Annotated in this window: 17 protein-coding genes; 11 read left to right on the top strand and 6 right to left on the bottom strand. The window is 69.6% G+C overall.

Annotated features, from left to right (window positions below):
• Positions 1 to 85: 85 nt before the first annotated feature.
• Complete coding sequence (locus BKA18_RS02555) at positions 86 to 1,336, top strand: GNAT family N-acetyltransferase (RefSeq protein ID WP_366045903.1); 1,251 nt, start codon at positions 86 to 88, stop codon at positions 1,334 to 1,336.
• A gap of 97 nt (positions 1,337 to 1,433) precedes the next feature.
• Here the strand turns inward: BKA18_RS02555 and BKA18_RS02550 are convergent, their stop codons facing one another.
• Together BKA18_RS02550 and BKA18_RS02545 are read right to left on the bottom strand one after the other, a co-directional pair.
• A complete protein-coding gene (locus BKA18_RS02550) occupies positions 1,434 to 2,078 on the bottom strand; it encodes a TetR/AcrR family transcriptional regulator (RefSeq protein ID WP_366045901.1) in 645 nt (214 codons plus the stop codon).
• Positions 2,079 to 2,303: 225 nt separating this feature from the next.
• On the bottom strand, positions 2,304 to 3,491 hold the full coding sequence (locus BKA18_RS02545; RefSeq protein ID WP_366045900.1) for a glycosyltransferase: 1,188 nt from the start codon (positions 3,489 to 3,491) through the stop codon (positions 2,304 to 2,306).
• Between the two features lie 362 nt (positions 3,492 to 3,853).
• Between BKA18_RS02545 and BKA18_RS02540 the strand changes: the two genes are divergently transcribed.
• The gene (locus BKA18_RS02540) at positions 3,854 to 4,975 is read left to right on the top strand and encodes a lipid II:glycine glycyltransferase FemX (protein ID WP_366045899.1); all 1,122 of its coding nucleotides are present in this window, start codon (positions 3,854 to 3,856) and stop codon (positions 4,973 to 4,975) included.
• A gap of 59 nt (positions 4,976 to 5,034) precedes the next feature.
• Here the strand turns inward: BKA18_RS02540 and BKA18_RS02535 are convergent, their stop codons facing one another.
• A complete protein-coding gene (locus tag BKA18_RS02535) occupies positions 5,035 to 5,655 on the bottom strand; it encodes an L-threonylcarbamoyladenylate synthase (RefSeq protein WP_093481665.1) in 621 nt (206 codons plus the stop codon).
• 172 nt (positions 5,656 to 5,827) lie between these two features.
• Between BKA18_RS02535 and BKA18_RS02530 the strand changes: the two genes are divergently transcribed.
• From BKA18_RS02530 to BKA18_RS02495, 8 genes are all read left to right on the top strand, one after another.
• Complete coding sequence (locus tag BKA18_RS02530) at positions 5,828 to 6,151, top strand: gas vesicle protein GvpO (RefSeq protein ID WP_040901215.1); 324 nt, start codon at positions 5,828 to 5,830, stop codon at positions 6,149 to 6,151.
• Between the two features lie 35 nt (positions 6,152 to 6,186).
• On the top strand, positions 6,187 to 6,654 hold the full coding sequence (gene gvpJ, locus BKA18_RS02525) for a gas vesicle protein GvpJ (RefSeq protein ID WP_006606766.1): 468 nt from the start codon (positions 6,187 to 6,189) through the stop codon (positions 6,652 to 6,654).
• Between the two features lie 11 nt (positions 6,655 to 6,665).
• On the top strand, positions 6,666 to 7,412 hold the full coding sequence (locus tag BKA18_RS02520) for a GvpL/GvpF family gas vesicle protein (RefSeq protein ID WP_366046114.1): 747 nt from the start codon (positions 6,666 to 6,668) through the stop codon (positions 7,410 to 7,412).
• 1 nt (position 7,413) lies between these two features.
• On the top strand, positions 7,414 to 7,638 hold the full coding sequence (locus tag BKA18_RS02515; RefSeq protein ID WP_006606768.1) for a gas vesicle protein GvpG: 225 nt from the start codon (positions 7,414 to 7,416) through the stop codon (positions 7,636 to 7,638).
• A 100-nt stretch (positions 7,639 to 7,738) separates the two neighbouring features.
• Entirely contained in the window at positions 7,739 to 8,101 is a 363-nt protein-coding gene (locus BKA18_RS02510; protein ID WP_366045898.1) for a gas vesicle protein, read from the top strand.
• A complete protein-coding gene (locus tag BKA18_RS02505) occupies positions 8,098 to 8,925 on the top strand; it encodes a GvpL/GvpF family gas vesicle protein (RefSeq protein WP_366045897.1) in 828 nt (275 codons plus the stop codon). The genes BKA18_RS02510 and BKA18_RS02505 overlap by 4 nt, the downstream gene beginning before the upstream one ends.
• A 2-nt stretch (positions 8,926 to 8,927) precedes the next feature.
• The gene (locus tag BKA18_RS02500) at positions 8,928 to 9,164 is read left to right on the top strand and encodes a gas vesicle protein (protein WP_173909927.1); all 237 of its coding nucleotides are present in this window, start codon (positions 8,928 to 8,930) and stop codon (positions 9,162 to 9,164) included.
• The gene (locus BKA18_RS02495) at positions 9,161 to 9,457 is read left to right on the top strand and encodes a gas vesicle protein K (RefSeq protein ID WP_366045896.1); all 297 of its coding nucleotides are present in this window, start codon (positions 9,161 to 9,163) and stop codon (positions 9,455 to 9,457) included. The genes BKA18_RS02500 and BKA18_RS02495 overlap by 4 nt, the downstream gene beginning before the upstream one ends.
• A gap of 24 nt (positions 9,458 to 9,481) precedes the next feature.
• Here BKA18_RS02495 and BKA18_RS02490 read toward each other — a convergent pair whose 3' ends face one another.
• Both BKA18_RS02490 and BKA18_RS02485 read right to left on the bottom strand, forming a co-directional pair.
• Positions 9,482 to 10,567 carry a hypothetical protein gene (locus BKA18_RS02490; RefSeq protein ID WP_366045895.1) on the bottom strand — a complete coding sequence of 362 codons (1,086 nt, stop codon included), beginning with the start codon at positions 10,565 to 10,567 and terminating at the stop codon, positions 9,482 to 9,484.
• A gap of 116 nt (positions 10,568 to 10,683) precedes the next feature.
• On the bottom strand, positions 10,684 to 11,304 hold the full coding sequence (locus BKA18_RS02485; protein ID WP_366045894.1) for a VanZ family protein: 621 nt from the start codon (positions 11,302 to 11,304) through the stop codon (positions 10,684 to 10,686).
• Between BKA18_RS02485 and BKA18_RS02480 the strand changes: the two genes are divergently transcribed.
• A complete protein-coding gene (locus BKA18_RS02480; protein WP_488169134.1) occupies positions 11,252 to 13,915 on the top strand; it encodes a bifunctional glycosyltransferase/CDP-glycerol:glycerophosphate glycerophosphotransferase in 2,664 nt (887 codons plus the stop codon). The two genes, BKA18_RS02485 and BKA18_RS02480, sit on opposite strands and share 53 nt — an antisense overlap.
• 63 nt (positions 13,916 to 13,978) lie before the next feature.
• On the opposite strand, the gene BKA18_RS02475 is transcribed toward BKA18_RS02480, so the two are convergent.
• Positions 13,979 to 15,919: a trypsin-like serine peptidase gene (locus BKA18_RS02475; RefSeq protein ID WP_366047741.1), complete on the bottom strand. Its 1,941-nt coding sequence runs from the start codon at positions 15,917 to 15,919 to the stop codon at positions 13,979 to 13,981.
• Between the last annotated feature and the right edge of the window lie 1,433 nt (positions 15,920 to 17,352).

Genomic DNA, 17,352 nt, shown 5'->3' with positions numbered 1-17,352 from the left:
CCGCTGTCGCCCGCTGTCTGCACGCTCGGCCCTCGCCGGGGAAAATCCCTCGCGCCCGTGCCGCCGCATCGGCTACACAGACGCCGTGCCCGCATCCTTTCCGCTTCGCCCCGTCACCGATGCCGAGTTCGAGACCTGGGCCCGCGTCATCGCCAACACCTACGGCGATGACCGGTCCGACGAAGAAATCGCCCGGGAACGCGCAACCGTCGAGCTGGACCGCACCCTTGCGGCATTCGACGGTGACCTCCCCGTTGCCGGGACCGCGGCCTACACCCGCTCGCTGACGGTTCCCGGGGCCGTGCTTCCGGTGGCGGGGGTCACCTGGGTCGGGGTGGCCCCCACCCACCGCCGTCGCGGCATCCTCACCGCGATGATGCGCAGACAGCTCACCGACCTGCACGAGTGCGGCCGCGAGCCGATTGCCGCACTGCGTCCCGCCGAGGCCGGCATCTACGGCCGGTACGGCTACGGCCCGTCCACGCGTGGGGCTCAAATGCGTGCCGAAAAGCGCGCCATGGACTTCCGCCCCGGCACGGATTTCGGGGCGGGAAGCATCCGGCTGCTGGGCCGCGAGGAGGCCCGTCCGCAGATCGAGACGGTGTATGAGCGGGTGCGCCTCCGCACGGTCGGCTGGCCCGGCCGCGCCGAACGCGCCTGGGACAGCCGCCTCGACGACGCGCCGCAGGCCCGCGGCGGCGCCGGCGCTCTGCGGTACGCCGTGCACCGGGAACCGGACGGCCGGGCAACCGGCTACGCGCTCTACCGGCTCAAGAGCGCACGGGACATCGTCGGCGCGAACGCGAGCGCCGTGCAGGTCATGGAGCTGGCGGCGGTCTCCCGGCCGGCGTACGCCGCACTGTGGCGCTTCCTCGCCGGGATCGACCTGATGCCGTGGATCGAGTACGAGGCCGCGGTGGACGAGCCCCTCCCGCATCTGCTGACCGACCCCCGGGCAGTGCGCACCACCGAAGTGGACCGCCTGTGGGTACGGCTCGTCGACGTCGACCGCGCTCTGGCGGGGCGTCGGTACACCACGGCGCTGGACGTCGTCCTGGACGTTCAGGACAGCTTCTGCCCGTGGAACGCCGGGCGCTACCGGTTGCAGGCGGACGGCGACACAGCCGGCTGCGCGCGCACGGCTGCCGCCCCCGACCTGCGGCTGACCTCGGCCGAGCTCGGGGCGGCCTTCCTCGGCGGCACCACCCTCACCGCACTCGCGGCCGCCGGACTCGTACAAGAACTCCGGCCGGGCGCACTGGCACACGCCTCCACTGCCTTCCGCGGCGACCGGGAGCCCTGCTACCCCGGGGGCTGGGCCTTCCCCGCCTACTGAGACCCGTGCGCTGTACGGCATGCCCGACGTCAACTCATCCTGCATCAGGCGAAGTTCACCAGTTGCTTGTGACCCGCCGCCCTGACGGCGCGGGCCGCTACGCCTCGGGGGCGATGAGGCTGCGGAGCAGGGGAGCCGCGAGCCGCACGATGTCCTCCACGTCGGCCTCGGCCAGGTCGGGCAGGTGCAGCAGATGGCGCTGGCTGGCGATGCCCATCATCATCGCGCCGAACAGTGCAGCGCGCAGCCGGGCATCGGGGGTGTCGATGGTGGCGGCGAGATGGTCGGTCACCTCCGCGGTCAGATGCCGGCGCAGCAGCTCCGCGGCGTCCTCACTCGTCATGCTGGTCCGCAAGAGCACGGCCATGGGGCTGTCCTGATCCGCCGCCCAGTAGCCCAGCATGCGGCGCAGACGGTTCTCCACCGCGTGGCCGGGGTCGTCGGTGGTGAGTTCGTCGTGCGGGATGTGCCAGCGGACGGCCTCGCGGAACAGCTCCTGTTTGCTGCCGAAGTACTGAATGACGGACGACTTGTCCACGTCGGCTTCGGCCGCGATGGCACGGATGGTGGCGCGCTCGTAGCCGACTTCTGCGAACTTGCGCCGCGCGGCTGCCAGGATGCGCCGACGTGTGCGCTCGCCCTTACGCTCCGGAAGCGCGGCCTCCACGGCCGGGCCGCGCGCCCCGGTCTCCCGTGGCGCGGCCCGTCCGGGCGCATTCGTCACTGCATCGGCGCAGGTCACAGTCGGTCCCCTTTCCGGTGCCGGGACCCGATGCTACAAGCACCGCCCCGTGGCACCAGGGCCTTGCACCGTGGCTTTCGCCGGCGCGGCCGCCCCCGACCGGCCGTCGCGTACGGCGCCGGGGCGCGCACGGGGCCGCCGAGTGCCGGCTCCACGGCCGCCGTGCGCGCTCCCCACCACCGACCCCGATCCGGCCGGGCCGGTGGCGGGCGGCAGCCGCCCGGCTCAGGAGACCAGCGCCGCCGCGTCCTCCACCAGCCGGTCGAGATCCGGCAGCGCATGGGCCCGGCGCTGGAGTCCCTGGGCGCGGGACCGGTACGAGCGGTCCTCCAACACGGTGCGCAGGGCCGCGGACAGCGCCTCGCGGGTGACGTCCTGGGCCTTGAGCCGGGTCCCGACGCCCAACTCCTGGAGCCGGCCGGCGTTCTGGGACTGCTCGGCGAACAACGGCACAGCCACCATGGGCACTCCGGCCGTCAGCGCCTCCCGGGTCCCGTTGAAGCCCGCGTGCGTCAGGAACAGATCGCTGGACTGGAGAAGGAGTTCCTGCTGGACGAACGACGTCAGATGGACGTTGTCGGCGCGCGGCCCCTCCCACAGCTGCGGATCGCGGTCCGCTCCCAGCGCCACGACACCGGTGACCGGCAGCTCCCCGAGCGTTTCGATGATGGTCTGGAGCAGAGCGGTGGCACCGTCGGAAAACCGGGGAACGTTCGAGCCGAGGGTGGCGAGGACGAGCGGCCGGTCCGTGGGGAGTCGGGCGATGTCCGGGTCGAGGGTGCCGCGCGTCTTCTGCGCCGGAACCCGGTAGTGGCGGGCGCCGGGCAGTCGGCTGTCCGTCGGGTAGAAGTCCTCCGGAACGACTCCGGCGCGGAAGGCGCGGAAGGGGTGCCAGGGGTCGGAAACCGGCTCCAGACCGAATTCCGCACGCTGCCGGTTGAGCTCCTCCGTGACGACCGGATGGGCGTAGGGCGCCATCGGAGCGATGTCCAGCGCGCCGTGCGGTATGCCGAGGCGTTCAGCGGCCAGATAGCCGCCGTACTCGGTCGACTCATGGAGGATCAGATCCGGCTGCCACTCCCGCGCCAGGTCGAGGAGGTCGCGTGCGCAGGGGGCGGCCAACAGCCCGACGAAGGCCGCCGCGAAGAACTCCGGCTGCAGTTCTATGGTCACGGAACCGACCTGTTCCATACCGATCGGGCGCTGGAGTGCTCCCCCTTGAAGTACCTCCCCCAGGCCCTTGACGGCCGGCAGCGTGAACGCGGTGAGTCCCCGCTTCTCGATGTGCTCGACCACGTCGGGGCCGGTGGCGACGGCTACCTCATGACCTGCCCGTTGTGCCGCTTCCGCCACCGGTAGCACCAGAGGGGCGAGGTGGGAATAACTCGCCTGTGCAGTGATGAGAATGCGCATGATGCTCCCTCTCCACGCTGCGGTGCGGACGCCACGAGGTGCCCCCCAACCGCAGGCTTCACGGCCGACTTCAAGAAAATAAACACGTGTTGAGAATCTATCACCCGCGTTAGCGCGACGACGCCAAGACCCCTGCGGGGAAGGCCTCTTGGCGTGTGGGCCACCGCGTGCCGTTCCCCCCGCGGGCGGTCCGGCTCGCCGTCCCCGTGGTCTCAGCGGCGCCGAGGTACGTGCTGACGCGGCACCGGGCGCCCCTCAGGGTGAGGCCCGAACATTGGGAGGCCGGCGCGGCTCAGCGCGAGGTCTCACCGCTGCTGATCACGCCTCAGTAGGCTTGCGCCTCGGACGAAGGAGCACTGCGCATGAGCTATCACCTGAAGGCGATCACCCGCGAGGAGCATCTGGCCTTCGTCACGGCCCGGCCCTCGGTGAGCCACATGCAGGTTCCCGCGTGGGGGGAGGTGAAGCCGGACTGGCGGGCGGAGAGCCTGGGTTGGTTCGACGAGGGTGGCCACCTCGTCGGGACTGGACTGGTGCTGTTGCGGCCACTGCCGAAGCTGAAGCGCTACCTCGCCTATCTGCCCGAAGGCCCGGTCATCGAGTGGGCCGCACCAGATCTGGAGCAGTGGCTGGAGCCGATGCTCGCCTACCTCAAGTCGCAGCGTGTGTTCTCGGTGAAGATGGGGCCGCCCGTGGTGACCCGCCGCTGGAGCGCCGAGGCGGTCAAGGCTGCGATCGCCGACCCGCAGGTACGGCGGCTGCGGGAGGTGGAGGCGACTGCGCGCGAGCCGCGGGCCTCGGGCATCGCCGACCGGCTGCGCCAGATGGGCTGGCAGCAGGCCGAGCCCGACGGCGAGGACGGCTTCGCCGCGGGCCAACCGCGCTACGTGTTCCAGGTCCCCTTCGCCGGGCGGTCACTGGAGGAGGTCCAGGGCGACCTCAACCAGCAGTGGCGCCGCAACATCAAGAAGGCGGAGAAGGCCGGCGTCAAGATTGTCCAGGGTGGTTACGAGGATTTGCTCGCGTTCCATCGGTTGTATGTCGAGACCGCCGAGCGGGACCGGTTCATCCCGCGTCCGCTGGCCTACTTCCAGCGCATGTGGACCGTGTTGCGGGCCGAGGACGCGGACCGTATGCGCCTGTACCTCGCTCACCACGAAGGGGAGATGCTCGCGGCGGCCACGATGCTTACCGTCGGCGAACATGCCTGGTACTCCTACGGCGCCTCCACCAGCCGCAAGCGCGAGGTCCAGCCGAACAACGCTCTTCAGTGGCGGATGATGTCCGACGCCTACGGACTCGGCGCCGGCCGCTACGACTTCCGCGGCATCACCGACACCCTCGAAGAGGGAAACCACCTGCTGGGGCTGCTCCGTTTCAAGGTCGGCACCGGCGGCGAGGCCGTCGAATACCTCGGCGAGTGGGACTACCCGCTGAGCAAGGTCCTGCACAAGGCCCTCGGCCTCTACATGTCCCGGCGCTGAGGGCAGCCTCGGCCGATGGTCGAGGCCACGACGGTGTTCGACGAGGTGGTCGAAAGCGCCTACTCGAACCGCGTCGTGTCGCCTGCTCCTCGGCGTACGATGTCGAGTTCGCCGCCGGAGAAGTCGATGACCGTGGTCGGCTCGGTGCCGCAGTCGCCCGAGTCGAGTACCGCGTCCACGACGTGGTCGAGCCGTTCCTTGATCTCCCAGCCCTGGGTCATCGGCTCCTCCTCGTCGGGCAGGAGCAGGGTGCTGGAGAGCAGCGGTTCCCCGAGCTCGGCGAGCAGGGCCTGGGCGACGGCGTGGTCGGGGATCCGGACGCCGACCGTCTTCTTCTTCGGGTGCAGCAGCTGGCGGGGCACCTCCTTCGTCGCCGGGAGGATGAAGGTGTAACTGCCGGGCGTCGCTGCCTTGATCGTGCGGAACACATCGTTGTCGATGTGCACGAACTGCCCCAGCTGCGAGAAGTTCTGGCACACGAGGGTGAAGTGATGACGGTCGTCGAGGTTGCGGATCGACCGGATCCGGCCGATGCCGTCCCGGCTGCCCAGCTGGCAGCCCAGCGCGAAACAGGAGTCGGTCGGGTACACGACGAGCGCGCCGGAGCGGATACTGTCCGCCACATTGCCGATGGTGCGTCGCTGGGGATTCTCCGGGTGCACGTCGAAATACTTCGCCATCCGCCGAGTGTAGGTGATCAGGGCGTCCCTGCTCTCTCGGCGACCGGGGCCACCCGGACGGGGGGCGACGCCCGCCCGTCCGGGTGGCCCCGCCCGTGCGGGGAATTCACCCCCGCCGTCATCCGGCCGCGCTCAGGATGCGCAGGTCGGGATTGCGACGAGACTGGGGTGCATGGCAGAGCAATCCCGAACGCGGACTCGGTCATCGTCGACGGCTGCCCGAAAGCGGACCAAGGAGTCCGGGAGCGCGCCCGGGGCGATGGCTCGCCGGGCAGCTGAATTGCTGCAGGACCTGATCAGCCATCGGGCCGAGGGCGTATCGGCGGTGCGCCGGACCGATCACGGCTGGTGCGTCGAGGTGGACGTGCTGGAGCTGCTCCGCATCCCCGATACCACCAGCCTCCTCGCGACGTACGAGGTGCGGCTCGACGCCGACGGCGAGCTGCTGGAGTACTACCGGACCCGCCGCTATCGGCGCGGTGCGGCAGATGAGTGAGCGCACCGCCGCCACCTGCTGAAAGGACACCCCAGATGGGCACCACGACGTATACCGGACTGTCCGGTGAGGTGGTTCCCTGCCCGCCCAGGGCAGGCACGTTGTACGACGTGATGGAGCTCATCCTGGACCGGGGCATGGTCATCGACGTCTTCATACGGGTGTCCCTGGTGGGGATCGAGATCCTCAAGATCGATGCCCGCATCGTGGTCGCCAGCGTCGATACGTATCTGCGGTTCGCGGAGGCGTGCAATCGACTGGATCTGGAGCGGGATTCGGGCAGCGTCACCGTGCCCGAGCTGTTCAGCGGCCAGGCCGCCAAGAGCATCGGAAAGAGCAAGGTCAAGGACGCCGCCCAATCCGTCGGCGAAACCGTCCGCTCCGCGGTGGGCGCGGGCGGCGACTCGGACGAGGAATCCGAGGAGGAGTCGAAGCCGCAGCGGCGTCGGCGCAGTGCCGCCCGGACGGGTGCCGCTTCCCGCCGGCGTAAAGAGGAGGACTGAACGCAGTGACAGTGACGGACGAGGGCATCTACGTCTATGGCATCGTCCGGGCCGGTCATCCGTTGCCGCCCGCACTGGGCGGAGTCGGGGACCCTCCGGGGACCGTGGGACGGGTCGAAGAGGGTCGGCTGGCCGCGGTCATCAGTCAGGCACCGCCGCGGCTCCGGGCCCGGCGCCGCGATCTGCTCGCGCACCAGGAACTGTTGCTGGCACTGGCGGAGGACGGGCCGGTCCTCCCGATGCGCTTCGGCATGGTGGCACCGGACGAGTCGGTGATCCGCCGCCAGCTCAGCGAGGCCGAGGACCGTCAGCTGGCCGCGCTGGACGGCGTCGCGGGCCGCGTCGAGATCAACGTCAAAGCGCTGCCGGCCGACGAGGCACTGCCCGCGCTCGTCAAGGGCGACGCCACGATCCGCGGACTGCGCGAGGCGGCCCGCCGGCGGCCGAGCTACGAGGCGAACGTCCGCCTGGGCGAGGCGGTGGCGACCGCACTGGCGCGCCGGTCGGCCGAGGCGGGCCGCGACATCGTGCGGGAACTGTCGTCCTCGGCCCATGCCGTCTGCGCCGGGCCGCAGGTCACCGGCTGCCAGGTCAATGTGTCGTTCCTGGTGGACCGTGGCGATGGCGCCGGCTTTGTCGCGGAGGCCGAGCGGCTGGCCCGTCAGCGGGAAGACCGCGTCGTACTGCGGGTGGCCGGCCCCCTGCCGTGTTACAGCTTTCTGGAGCCGCTTCCCTCCGCCGCCCCTCTCGGGGCCTGACATGGGGCTGATCAGCGCGGTGCTCACGCTGCCGCTCGCGCCCGTGCGCGGAGTGGTCTGGGTGGCCGATCAACTCGCGCAGGCGGCCGACAACGAGCTGCACGACCCGTCGCTGGTCCGGGCCCGGCTCGCCGCACTGAACCACGAATTCGAAGCCGGCCACCTCAGCGCCGAGGCGTTCGAACGCGAAGAGGAGCAGCTGCTCGACCTGTTGCACGGGTGCTGACCGGCTGCGTGCCGAAGGAGAGGTGACAGACCGTGAGGCCGACCGAGGTCCCCCTCGCCGCTGCCCCGGACAGTGGCCGCGCGCCGGGAAGCGTGACCCGATGACCGACGTCGACTACCGGCCGGGCGCTCCGCCCGCCAACGGCCCGGGCACCACCAACCTCGCCGACATCCTCGAACGCGTCCTGGACAAGGGCATCGTTATCGCCGGCGACATCAAGATCGACCTCCTCGACATCGAGCTCCTCACGATCAGACTGCGGCTGTTCGTGTCCTCGGTGGAGACGGCCAGGAAAGCCGGCATCGACTGGTGGGAGACGGATCCCGCGCTCAGCTCCAAGGCCGCGGACAGTGAACTGCGCGCGGAGAACCGGCAGTTGCGCGAACGGGTGGAGGCACTGGAGTCCGCGGAAGGCAACGGCTCGGCGGACTCCTCCAGGACGAAGGACACGGCAGGGACATGACGACGCAGCAGCAGGCCGGAACGCCGGCGAACGGGACGACTGCCGCCGAGACCGCCACCTATGTCTACGCCGTGTGCCGGCAGCTCACGCCGTCCGCGCTGACCGGGCTGCCCGGGCTCGCCGAAGGATTTCCGGTACGGGCACTGCGGTGCGGGGCTCTCACGGCGGTCGTGCAGCACGTGCCCGCGGCGGAATTCACCCAGGAAGCATGGGAGCAGCGGCTGTCGGACCGTACGCAGCTCGAACGGTGTGCACGCGCCCACCACGAGGTGGTGGTCGCGGCCGCCGCCTGCGGCCCCACGGCACCGCTGGCGCTCGCCACCCTCTACCGGAGCGACGAGCGCGCACGTCAGGCCCTCGGGGAGGACGCGGCCCGTTTCACCGCGGTGCTGGACCGCATCGAGGGACAGGCCGAGTGGGGGGTGAAGGTCTCGCTTCCCGCCGGCGCTCCCCGGCCGCCCGCCGAGACGCCTCCGGACGGTCCGCACGGCAGCGGGAAGGCCGGCGCGGGCCGTGCCTATCTGGAACGTAAGCGAGGACTCCACCAGGCACGGGAGCAGCGCCATGATCGTGCGCTGCAGACCGCCGAGGATGTCGACGCCGCGCTGAGCCGGCTGGCCACCGCGGCCCGCCGGCTCCGTCCGCACGGCCAGGAGATGACCGGGGCCGCGTCCCGGCGGCAGATCCTCAACGCCGCGTACCTGCTTCCGCACGACCGCGCGGAGGAACTGGCCGAGGCGGTGGAGACCTGGCGCACGCGGACCGGAGCGCAGATCGAGCTGTCCGGCCCCTGGGTGCCGTACTCCTTCGTCGGGGAGGTGTGAGCGTGTCCGCGCACGCGCACGCGCCCGTGCCCTGGGATACGCCCGGCCCGCTCGCCGGGCCCCTCGGTGTCCCGCTCGTCGACCTGCTGGACCGGGTGCTCTCCACGGGGGTCGTGGTGAGCGGGGACCTGGTCATCGCCATTGCGGATGTGCCTCTGGTGCGGCTCTCCCTGCACGCGCTGCTGTCGTCGGTCAGTGAGCGGATGCCCGCGCCGTGGGCGGACGGGGGACCGCTGTGACCGAGCGGACGGACCGCGCGCCGAGCAGGTTCGACATCGACCGGGACCAAGTCGGCCGCGATCTGGCCTCGTTGGTGCTCACCGTCGTCGAACTCCTGCGGCAGCTGATGGAACGGCAGGCGATCCGCCGGGTGGAACAGGGCGATCTCAGCGACGAGCAGGTGGAGCGGATCGGGGAGACGCTGATGCATCTCGAAGCGCGGATGACCGAGCTGTGCGACCAGCACGGTCTGCGCCTGGAGGACCTCAACCTCGATCTCGGACCGCTCGGCTCACTGCTGCCCCACGATTGAGCCGGGCCGATCCGACGACCCGCCCTACCCGACGGGGCGGCGGTCGATCGGGGTGCGCGGGGCGTAGACGGCCATCTCCGTGCGGCGTGCCCCGGACCATGGGGCCGGGACCGCCTCGATGTCGCGCGCCAGGCGGTAGACGAGCGGCTCATAGTTGACCCGCCAGCCACGGAATTGGGGCCACGCCTCCTGCGGTGTGCGTTCCATGGGATAACCCTGGGACCTCATCCGCTCCACGCCCCGCAGGAAGTCCTCGTAGGTCAACTGCAGCACGTCGTCCGGGTGGGGGTCACGGTCGTAGGGGATGCCCTCGGTATCGGCGATGTCGCGCAGACACACGAAGCCCGCCCGCAGCGCCATCCGCACCTCGGCCTGCCGCCGGGAGGGGTTGAAAGCCAGTTGCAGGGCCGCGGCGTCCAATACGGCCAGCAGGGCGATCAGCCAGTTGCGGGAGACCCTCGGGGAGCGGAAGTGGATCAGGATCGGGTAGGTGGTGTGGCTCTCGCTCACCCCGGCGCTCCACCGCTCCCAGTTCCGGAACAGCTCGGAGAGGTCGTCCAGCAGGTCGACCTGCGCATAGCGGGCGAGGATCTCCGGCCCCCACGGCGGGCTGCCGGCCCGGGCCTGCAACAGGGTCACTTCGGTCTCCCTGCGCTGATAGGCGCCGTAGAGCGCGGGCAGATAGCCCACCTGCAGACCGATCACGATCGGGCCGGTGGCGGCGGCACAGAAGTCGATGACGTTCAGGGACACGCGGTTGCCGCTGGCGAAGCCGAGTGTGAAGAGCGAGGAGCCCGCCTCGATCAGCGCCTCCCTGAGGCCGAGCCGGCTCACCGACGCCTCCAGCAGCGCATATCCGATCAGGAAGGCCACCAGCCAGCTGATCAGGGTGACGACGACGGCCAGTGGTGCCATGGGAGCGAGTACCCGGTCCCTGGCCTCGACGCTCGGCAGACGGTCGGCCACCAGCCGGAACGGCCACTGCACCAGGCGCTGGACGTACCGGCTGAAGCCCTGCCGCGTCGGCCGGGGGATCACCAACGAGTGCAGCACCGAGGAAAAGATCCCGAGCACGATCACGGCACCGGCGATGCCCAGCAGTACACGCACCGCGGTCCGCCCCTTCCTCGTACGCGACTCTGACGAGGGAAGCGTACGGGGCGGCGTCGGCGAGGCGTGGTCAACGCGACGGCGGTCACGGTCTCGGGCACCGGGGCTCCGCTGCGCTACAGGCGGGAAAGCCTGTCGACCTCGTGTGCGTACCGCTGACGCCGCCCGATGTGGTGAGCGGCCTTTCCCACGGCCGCCGCGCACGCATAACCGGCTATGCAGCCCAAGGTATTGGAGAGGAGGTCGTTGATGTCCGCGGTGCGTCCGGATGCGGTCAGATACTGCGTGACCTCAATGGCGAGGGAACCGGCGAAGGCGAGTGCACCGGCCGGCCACACACCCGTGCGCAGTACGGCCAGGAGAATGCCACCGGGGGCGAACATCGCCATGTTCAGCAGAAAATCGATGAGGTCCGCGGGATTGGCCGTATCGAGCAACGCCAGATTGACGGCCTGCCCGCCGCCGGACCGGGTGCCGAAGGTGAAGCCGATGACGCAGGCGACCCATAGCCATCCGAGAGCCAGCACCACGCGGTGAGCGATACGCCGGGGACGATCGGCCAGCGTGGCTCCCACCGCGATCAGCACGCTGCCGAGGACGCCGGCGCCGAAGGCGAGGGAAAGTGACACGTGAAGACCGTCCTTCTGGGTTTCCGTCTCCCGGTAATCACTCGCGACAGCCGCCATGGCAAGCCGGATCCGCGGGAGGTTTTCGGTCGCAGCAATAGAGGTGTACATAGAGGGACGTAAGGCGCGCGCGGCTCGTTCTTTCGGCTGCCGTGAGGTATGTCACCGGGCGCGCGTCATGGGGGTGCGGCAGTCCGACCGCGAAGTTGCTGCCGTCCACTCCGCCGTGCACACAGCGCGCCTGTGCATGACCCGGAGCCTTGAGTGTGATGGACACAACAGGAAGGCCGCGCAGCCCAGGCGCAACCTGTCCGCTCTTTCGGCTGTCACACTCACAGTCACAAGAATTCAGGCCTGCGCCGTGCGGCCGACATCTTCTAGGAGTAAACCCGCCATGCCCGAAACGGGCCTCAGCTCCGCCCCACGCTTCAGCATCGTCGTTCCCGTGTACAACGTGCAGGGCTACCTTCGCGCCTGCCTGAACTCGCTGCTGGAGCAGGACTTCGCCGACTTCGAGGTCATCGCGGTCGACGACCGCTCGCCGGACCGGAGTGGTGAAATCCTGGCGGAGTACGCCGCCCGCGACCCGCGGGTGATCGCCGTGCGCCACGAGGAGAACCGTGGCATCGGTGCGGCCCGGAACACCGGGGTGGCACGGGCGAGCGGGGACTATCTGCTGTTCCTCGACAGTGACGACACCCTCACTCCGGGCGCGCTGCGTGCCATGGCCGACCGCCTGGCCGACTCCGATGACCCGGACCTGCTGCTCTTCGACCATGTGCGCAGCTATTGGTGGCATGCGGTCAAGCCGAGTGCCGCCCGTGAACTCCTCGCCGAGGCCGGGGCGGAGGTGTTCCGGCCCGCCGAGCGCACCGAGTTCTTCCAGATGTTCGCCGTGGTGTGGAACAGGGCCTTCCGGCGCCGCTTCTTCGTCGACAACGGCTTTCGCTACACCGACGGGCTCTACGAGGACGCCCTCATGGTGTACACCACCATGCTCACCGCTGAGCGTGCCGTGTGCCTGGACCACGCCTGTGTCGACTACCGGCAGCGCCGCCACGGCAATTCCATGAAGACGCCGGGCCGCAAGCACTTCACGATATTCGAGCAGTACCAGCGGCTCTTCGAGTTTCTCGACGGCCGGCCGGACCTCACTCCGCTACGGCCGCTGTTCTTCGAGAGAATGATCAGCCATTTCCTGTTCACCGGCGCACGCGAAAGCCGGGTCCTCGTCCAGGACCGGCCGGAGTTCTTCCGTCATGCCGCAGCGATGTACCGGCGCCACAAGCCCGCCGGATTCACGCCGCCCGCCGAGGTCGACGCCCTTCAGTTCCAGGCGCTGGAACGCGGTTCGTACCGCGCTTTCCAGGCGGTGAATCTGATGAGCCGTACCCGGAAGAACGGGCAGCAGCGCCTGCGCAAGGCCCAGCGCGCAGTGAGCAAGCGGGCCACCTCCGGTTTCTACCGGATGCAGCTGAAGCGGCCCCTCGACCCCCACCTGGCCGTCTTCAGCGCCTATTGGAACCGCACCCCGTCCTGCAATCCGCTGGCGGTCTACGAAAAGGCCAAGGAGCTGGCACCGCACCTCAAGGGGGTGTGGGTGGTACGCGAGGACCTCGTGGACACCGTGCCGGACGGCATGGACCATGTCGTCCCCGATTCGCGGCGCTACTGGGAAGTGATGGCGCGCGCGACGTACTTCGTCAACAACGTCAACTTCGCGGACACGGTGGTCAAGCGCCCGGGCCAGATCCACCTCCAGACCCACCACGGCACCCCGCTCAAGCGGATGGGGATCGACCAGCAGCAGTACCCGGCCGCCGTCAAGGGCATGAGCATGCGCAAGCTGCTCGAACGCGCCGACCGCTGGGACCTGTCGGTCTCCGCCAACCAGCACACCAGCGAGCAGTGGGAGCGGGTCTACCCCTGTGGTTTCGAGTCGATCGATGCCGGCTATCCGCGCAACGACGTCTTCTTCCGGGCCGGTGCCCAGGACGTCCTCGACATCCGGGCCCGGCTGGGCATCGCACCCGGCAGGACCGCGGTCCTCTACGCCCCGACCGTGCGCGACTACCAAGTCGGCTATGTGCCGCAACTCGACCTGGAGAAGATCACCCGGGAGCTCGGCCCGGACTTCGTCCTCCTCGTCCGCACCCACTACTTCTACGGGCAGGACCCGCACCTCCAGGACCTCCAGGAGCGCGGTGCGCTGATCGACGTCTCCCGGCACCCCTCGGTCGAGGAGCTGTGCCTCGCCGCGGACGCACTGATCACGGACTACTCGTCGATCATGTTCGACTACGCGAACCTCGACCGGCCGATCATCACTTACGCGGACGACTGGGAGACGTACGTCCGCTCCCGCGGCGTCACCTTCGACCTGCTCTCCGGCGAGCCGGGAGACACCCCGGGCACGATCGCCACCAGCGAGGACGAGCTGATCGAGGCGTTTCGCACCGGCCGCTGGGACGACGAGCGGGCCAGGGAGCTGCGTGCCGCGTTCCGGGCGCGCTTTTGCATGTGGGACGACGGGCACGCCGCCGAGCGGGTGGTCAACCGGGCCTTCCTCGGCATCCAGGCCCCGGCCCCCGCCCCTCTTCCGCTCTCCGAGCGCACCGTCGCGCCCTCCCCGCGGGAAGCCGCCCGCACCGTGGCGGGCGTCGTCCTCGCGCCTGCCGGGGACGGCTCGCCCGACCAGCCCGACGTCGAGCTGACCAGCTGACCGATGACGCGGCGCCGGCCCGGGACGTCCCGGGCCGGCGCCGCAGCACATCCGCGCTGACGATCAGTTGGCCATTGCGGGGACGAGGTTGTGCTCCCGGGCCAGGGACGTGGCCGTGGTGTCGGCGTACAGGCTCAGCTTGCCCTTGGGCCACAGTGCGACGAGGTCGTCCTGGCCCGAACCGCCGCCGAACGCGCCGGCCGTGACCAGCAGGCCACTGCGCCATGCGGACTTCGCGGGGCGCAGCTGGTGCTCCTTGTTGAGTCCGGCCGCCGCGATGTCCTCGTAGACGGTGACTTCGCCATCGTCCCAGCGGACGAACAGATCCTGGTCGCCCGAGGGGCCGCTGAAGTCCCCGGCGGCGAGGTCCGCAGTGTGCGGCCAGGTCGTGTTGCTCGTGGCCAGCTGCTTCTCGGCGTGCAGCCCGGCGGCGTCGACGTTGGTGTAGAGCGTCACCCCGCCACCGTCCCAGCGCACGACGAGATCGTCCTTGGCCGTGTTGCCGCCGCCGAAGCGGCCGGCCGTGATGTTCGCGGCGTGCGTCCAGGTGCTGTCGGGGCCGCGGAGCTGGATCGCGTCGGTGAGTTTGTTGGTTTCGTTGACGTCCTTGTAGAGGGTCATCCTGCCGTTGGCCCAGCGGACGAAGAGGTCGTCGGTGTCGTCGCCGGTGAAGTCGCCGGCGGTGATGACCTGCGCCTGCTCCCAGTCCTTGTTCTTCTTGAGGAGCTGGACGTCCTTGCGGAAGCCGAACTTGCCGTCACCCGGGTAGAGCGAGACCTCACCGTCGGACCAGCGCACGATCAGGTCGCTGCGGTCGTCGCGTACCGAGGCGGTGTGGAAGCTGCCGGCCGCCAGGACGGTGGCGTGCTGCCAGGTGCCGGCGCTGCCCATGAGGTTGGGCTCGTCCGGCTCCGCGTCACCGACCGCCTGGTCGTAGAGCCGGACGACGTCGTCGTCGAACTGTGAGGAGTAGGAGACGTCGTCGGAGAGCCCACCGGTGTTGTAGCCGCCGATGACCCCGACGAGCTTGCCGCGGCTGCCGTCGAAGCCGTCGAGGAACGGGCCGCCGCTGACGCCCGAGCGGAATCGGGCGCACTTGATTTCCATGAACCGGTTCTTGACGGCGCTGGTGTCATTCGTGCACTGCAGCGGCGTCTTCTGGCCGCCGGGATAACCGATGAGGGTCACGTTCTTGCGCGCGAGGTTCGCGGACGAGGTGGTGGTCAGCGTGTTGCCGGTGCCGGTCGCGTCTTCCAGGAGCTGGCCGCGGGAGTTCGGTCCGACACGGAGGAAGGCGAAGTCCACATCGTCATAGGGAGAGGGGGAGAGGTACCGCCCGTCGATCCAGACCTTTCCCTCCTGCATCGGGAAGATGCCGTACGGCGTCTCCCCGGCCTGGCCGGGCGTCGAGGCACCGGCGCGGTAGCCGGGAACGAAGGCGACCTTGCTGTAGGACTTGTTGCCCTTGAGGCAGTGTGCCGCCGTGATGACCAGACTCTTGGTCGGCGAGGTCACGGAGTTGGCCGTACAGAACTGGTTGGGAGTCGGCGATCCGTCAGTGCTCCGGATCAGGAACACACCGACCGTGGCGATGCCCGCGCCGACCTCATGACTCGGTTCCCGCAGCGAGGGCTTGCCCCGCACCGCCGGAGCACGCTGCTCGTCCGGATTCTTCCCGCCGGTCTCCGGGACCTCGACGGGGACGGCGCTGCGGATGCGCTCGGGCGTCCAATACCGCTCCGCCTCCTGCGCCTTACGGATCTCGTCCGGCGTCACGCCCTTCGAGGGCTTCACCGGCGCGCCCGGCGGAGGCGGCGTGGTCGGCGCGGCCGGGGGCGCGGGGGGTGTGGGGTGCGACAGCGGCGCCGCCACGCTCCGAGTGGCGGAGGCGGGTGCCCGGCCGGGGAGGTCCGGGACCGCGGTCGCCGGAGCGGCCAGGGCGAGCGACGCTATCGAGGCGCACACGCCCAGGGTGGCGGTGCGCGTCCAAGGTATTCGTCTCATGAACTCTTCTGTTGTAGTCGTGACGTCAGCCGGACCCGGCCGACGTCAGGTGGATGAGGAAAGCGGAAGGGGGCGATGCGGGGTGAGGGTGTGGCCGTGGACCGCTCGCGGCGGGGCCGGGCGGGCCCTCGGCGGGCAGGGACGGCTCAGCCGACGAGTGTGCCGGCGTCGTGCACCGTTGCCCGGCGCTTCGCCCGGGGACACATAAGCTATATCTAAGCACGCCTCAGTCGCACGTATGCGCCAATTTCGGCCTTCGGGGAGCGGGCGCCGCGCGTGCGTGCGCCCGGCCGTCGGCCCCGCAACTGGACGCACCGCACTCCTTGTCGGTCCGAGAAGGGCTCTGCCGACCGCCCGACAGGTGCCTGGCTCTTCGCACCCGCACATGCCGGGGTGCCCTGCAGGCGGGCTGGAAGAAACCGTGATCGGCCGGGCCGGTGAGCCGCGCCGGGATGCCGTCGACAGGCAAAGCCACGGCCTATTGGGACGCATGGCCGCTCTTTTCCCCCTATTCGGCGGAGGGTTGAATACCGTGGTGCGCGCGTTGCCCGCAAGGCATCAAATCCAGCCAATGATTCGGCCGTCGAATGTCGGACATCGAGTGGGGCGTCTTCCTGGCTGACCGGACGCCACCGAATCGTCCCGGGCCGCCATTCCGGACCCGCCCGGACCCCTTGGTCGCCGGGGTGGCCCGGCCTGAGCGACGTCGAGGCATCCGTCTCCTGGCTGTGAGGTGTCAAGCAAGTTCGTTAAGGAGTCCTTTAATTGACGCTCCATCAGGGAGCTGGGCCGGGTCTGGACAGCGCCGTTGTCGCGGTGGTGGGGGCGTTGCCCTGCGGCGGTGACGGGTGTCCCGGGAGGGGTTTTGCGGCTTTCCGGGGGCGGTGGCATCCAATTCGCCGCAGGTTGTTCGAACGGGAAGTCGAATCCCGAGCCTCAGGAGTAACAGGAGACCCTCGGTAACTTACGTGCGAGTTAAGGAGACTGGGGATTGAAGTCACCCTCCGTGAAGCCTTGGGGGGTTGCTATCGTATGACCGGGAGTGAAGACTGTGGCCACGTCGAACTGGCGCGAAAGCTTCCAAGGGTACGAATCACTGACAACACCAAGCGATACCTGCCAGTAATGCGTACTCTTCTCTCGTTCTCTTTTTCGGCAGCGGTGGTTGGCGTGTGGGATCAGCCGCCATTTGCCCGGGGCGGGACGTCGCATTCGCGTCGTGCGCGAGGGTCTTCAGTGGGGGATCAGTGATATCGGGAAGGTCGACTGTGCGGTCGCTACCGTTTGTCCGTGGAGTGACGGATGGTGGGGGAGGGTGCTCGCGGACTTGTGCACCGAGTGGGAAGGCGAAGCCGGCTGCATTTCCCCGGTGGGGTGCGCCGAGGGACGGAAGGGTCGGGCCGGTGACATTGCGGCCCGCACGCTGTCCGTGA

This window comes from Streptomyces auratus, from assembly GCF_050433025.1.
Lineage (GTDB): Bacteria > Actinomycetota > Actinomycetes > Streptomycetales > Streptomycetaceae > Streptomyces > Streptomyces sioyaensis.
Note: the sequence above shows the minus strand (reverse complement) of the source record. Positions and strands in the feature narration are given on the sequence as shown.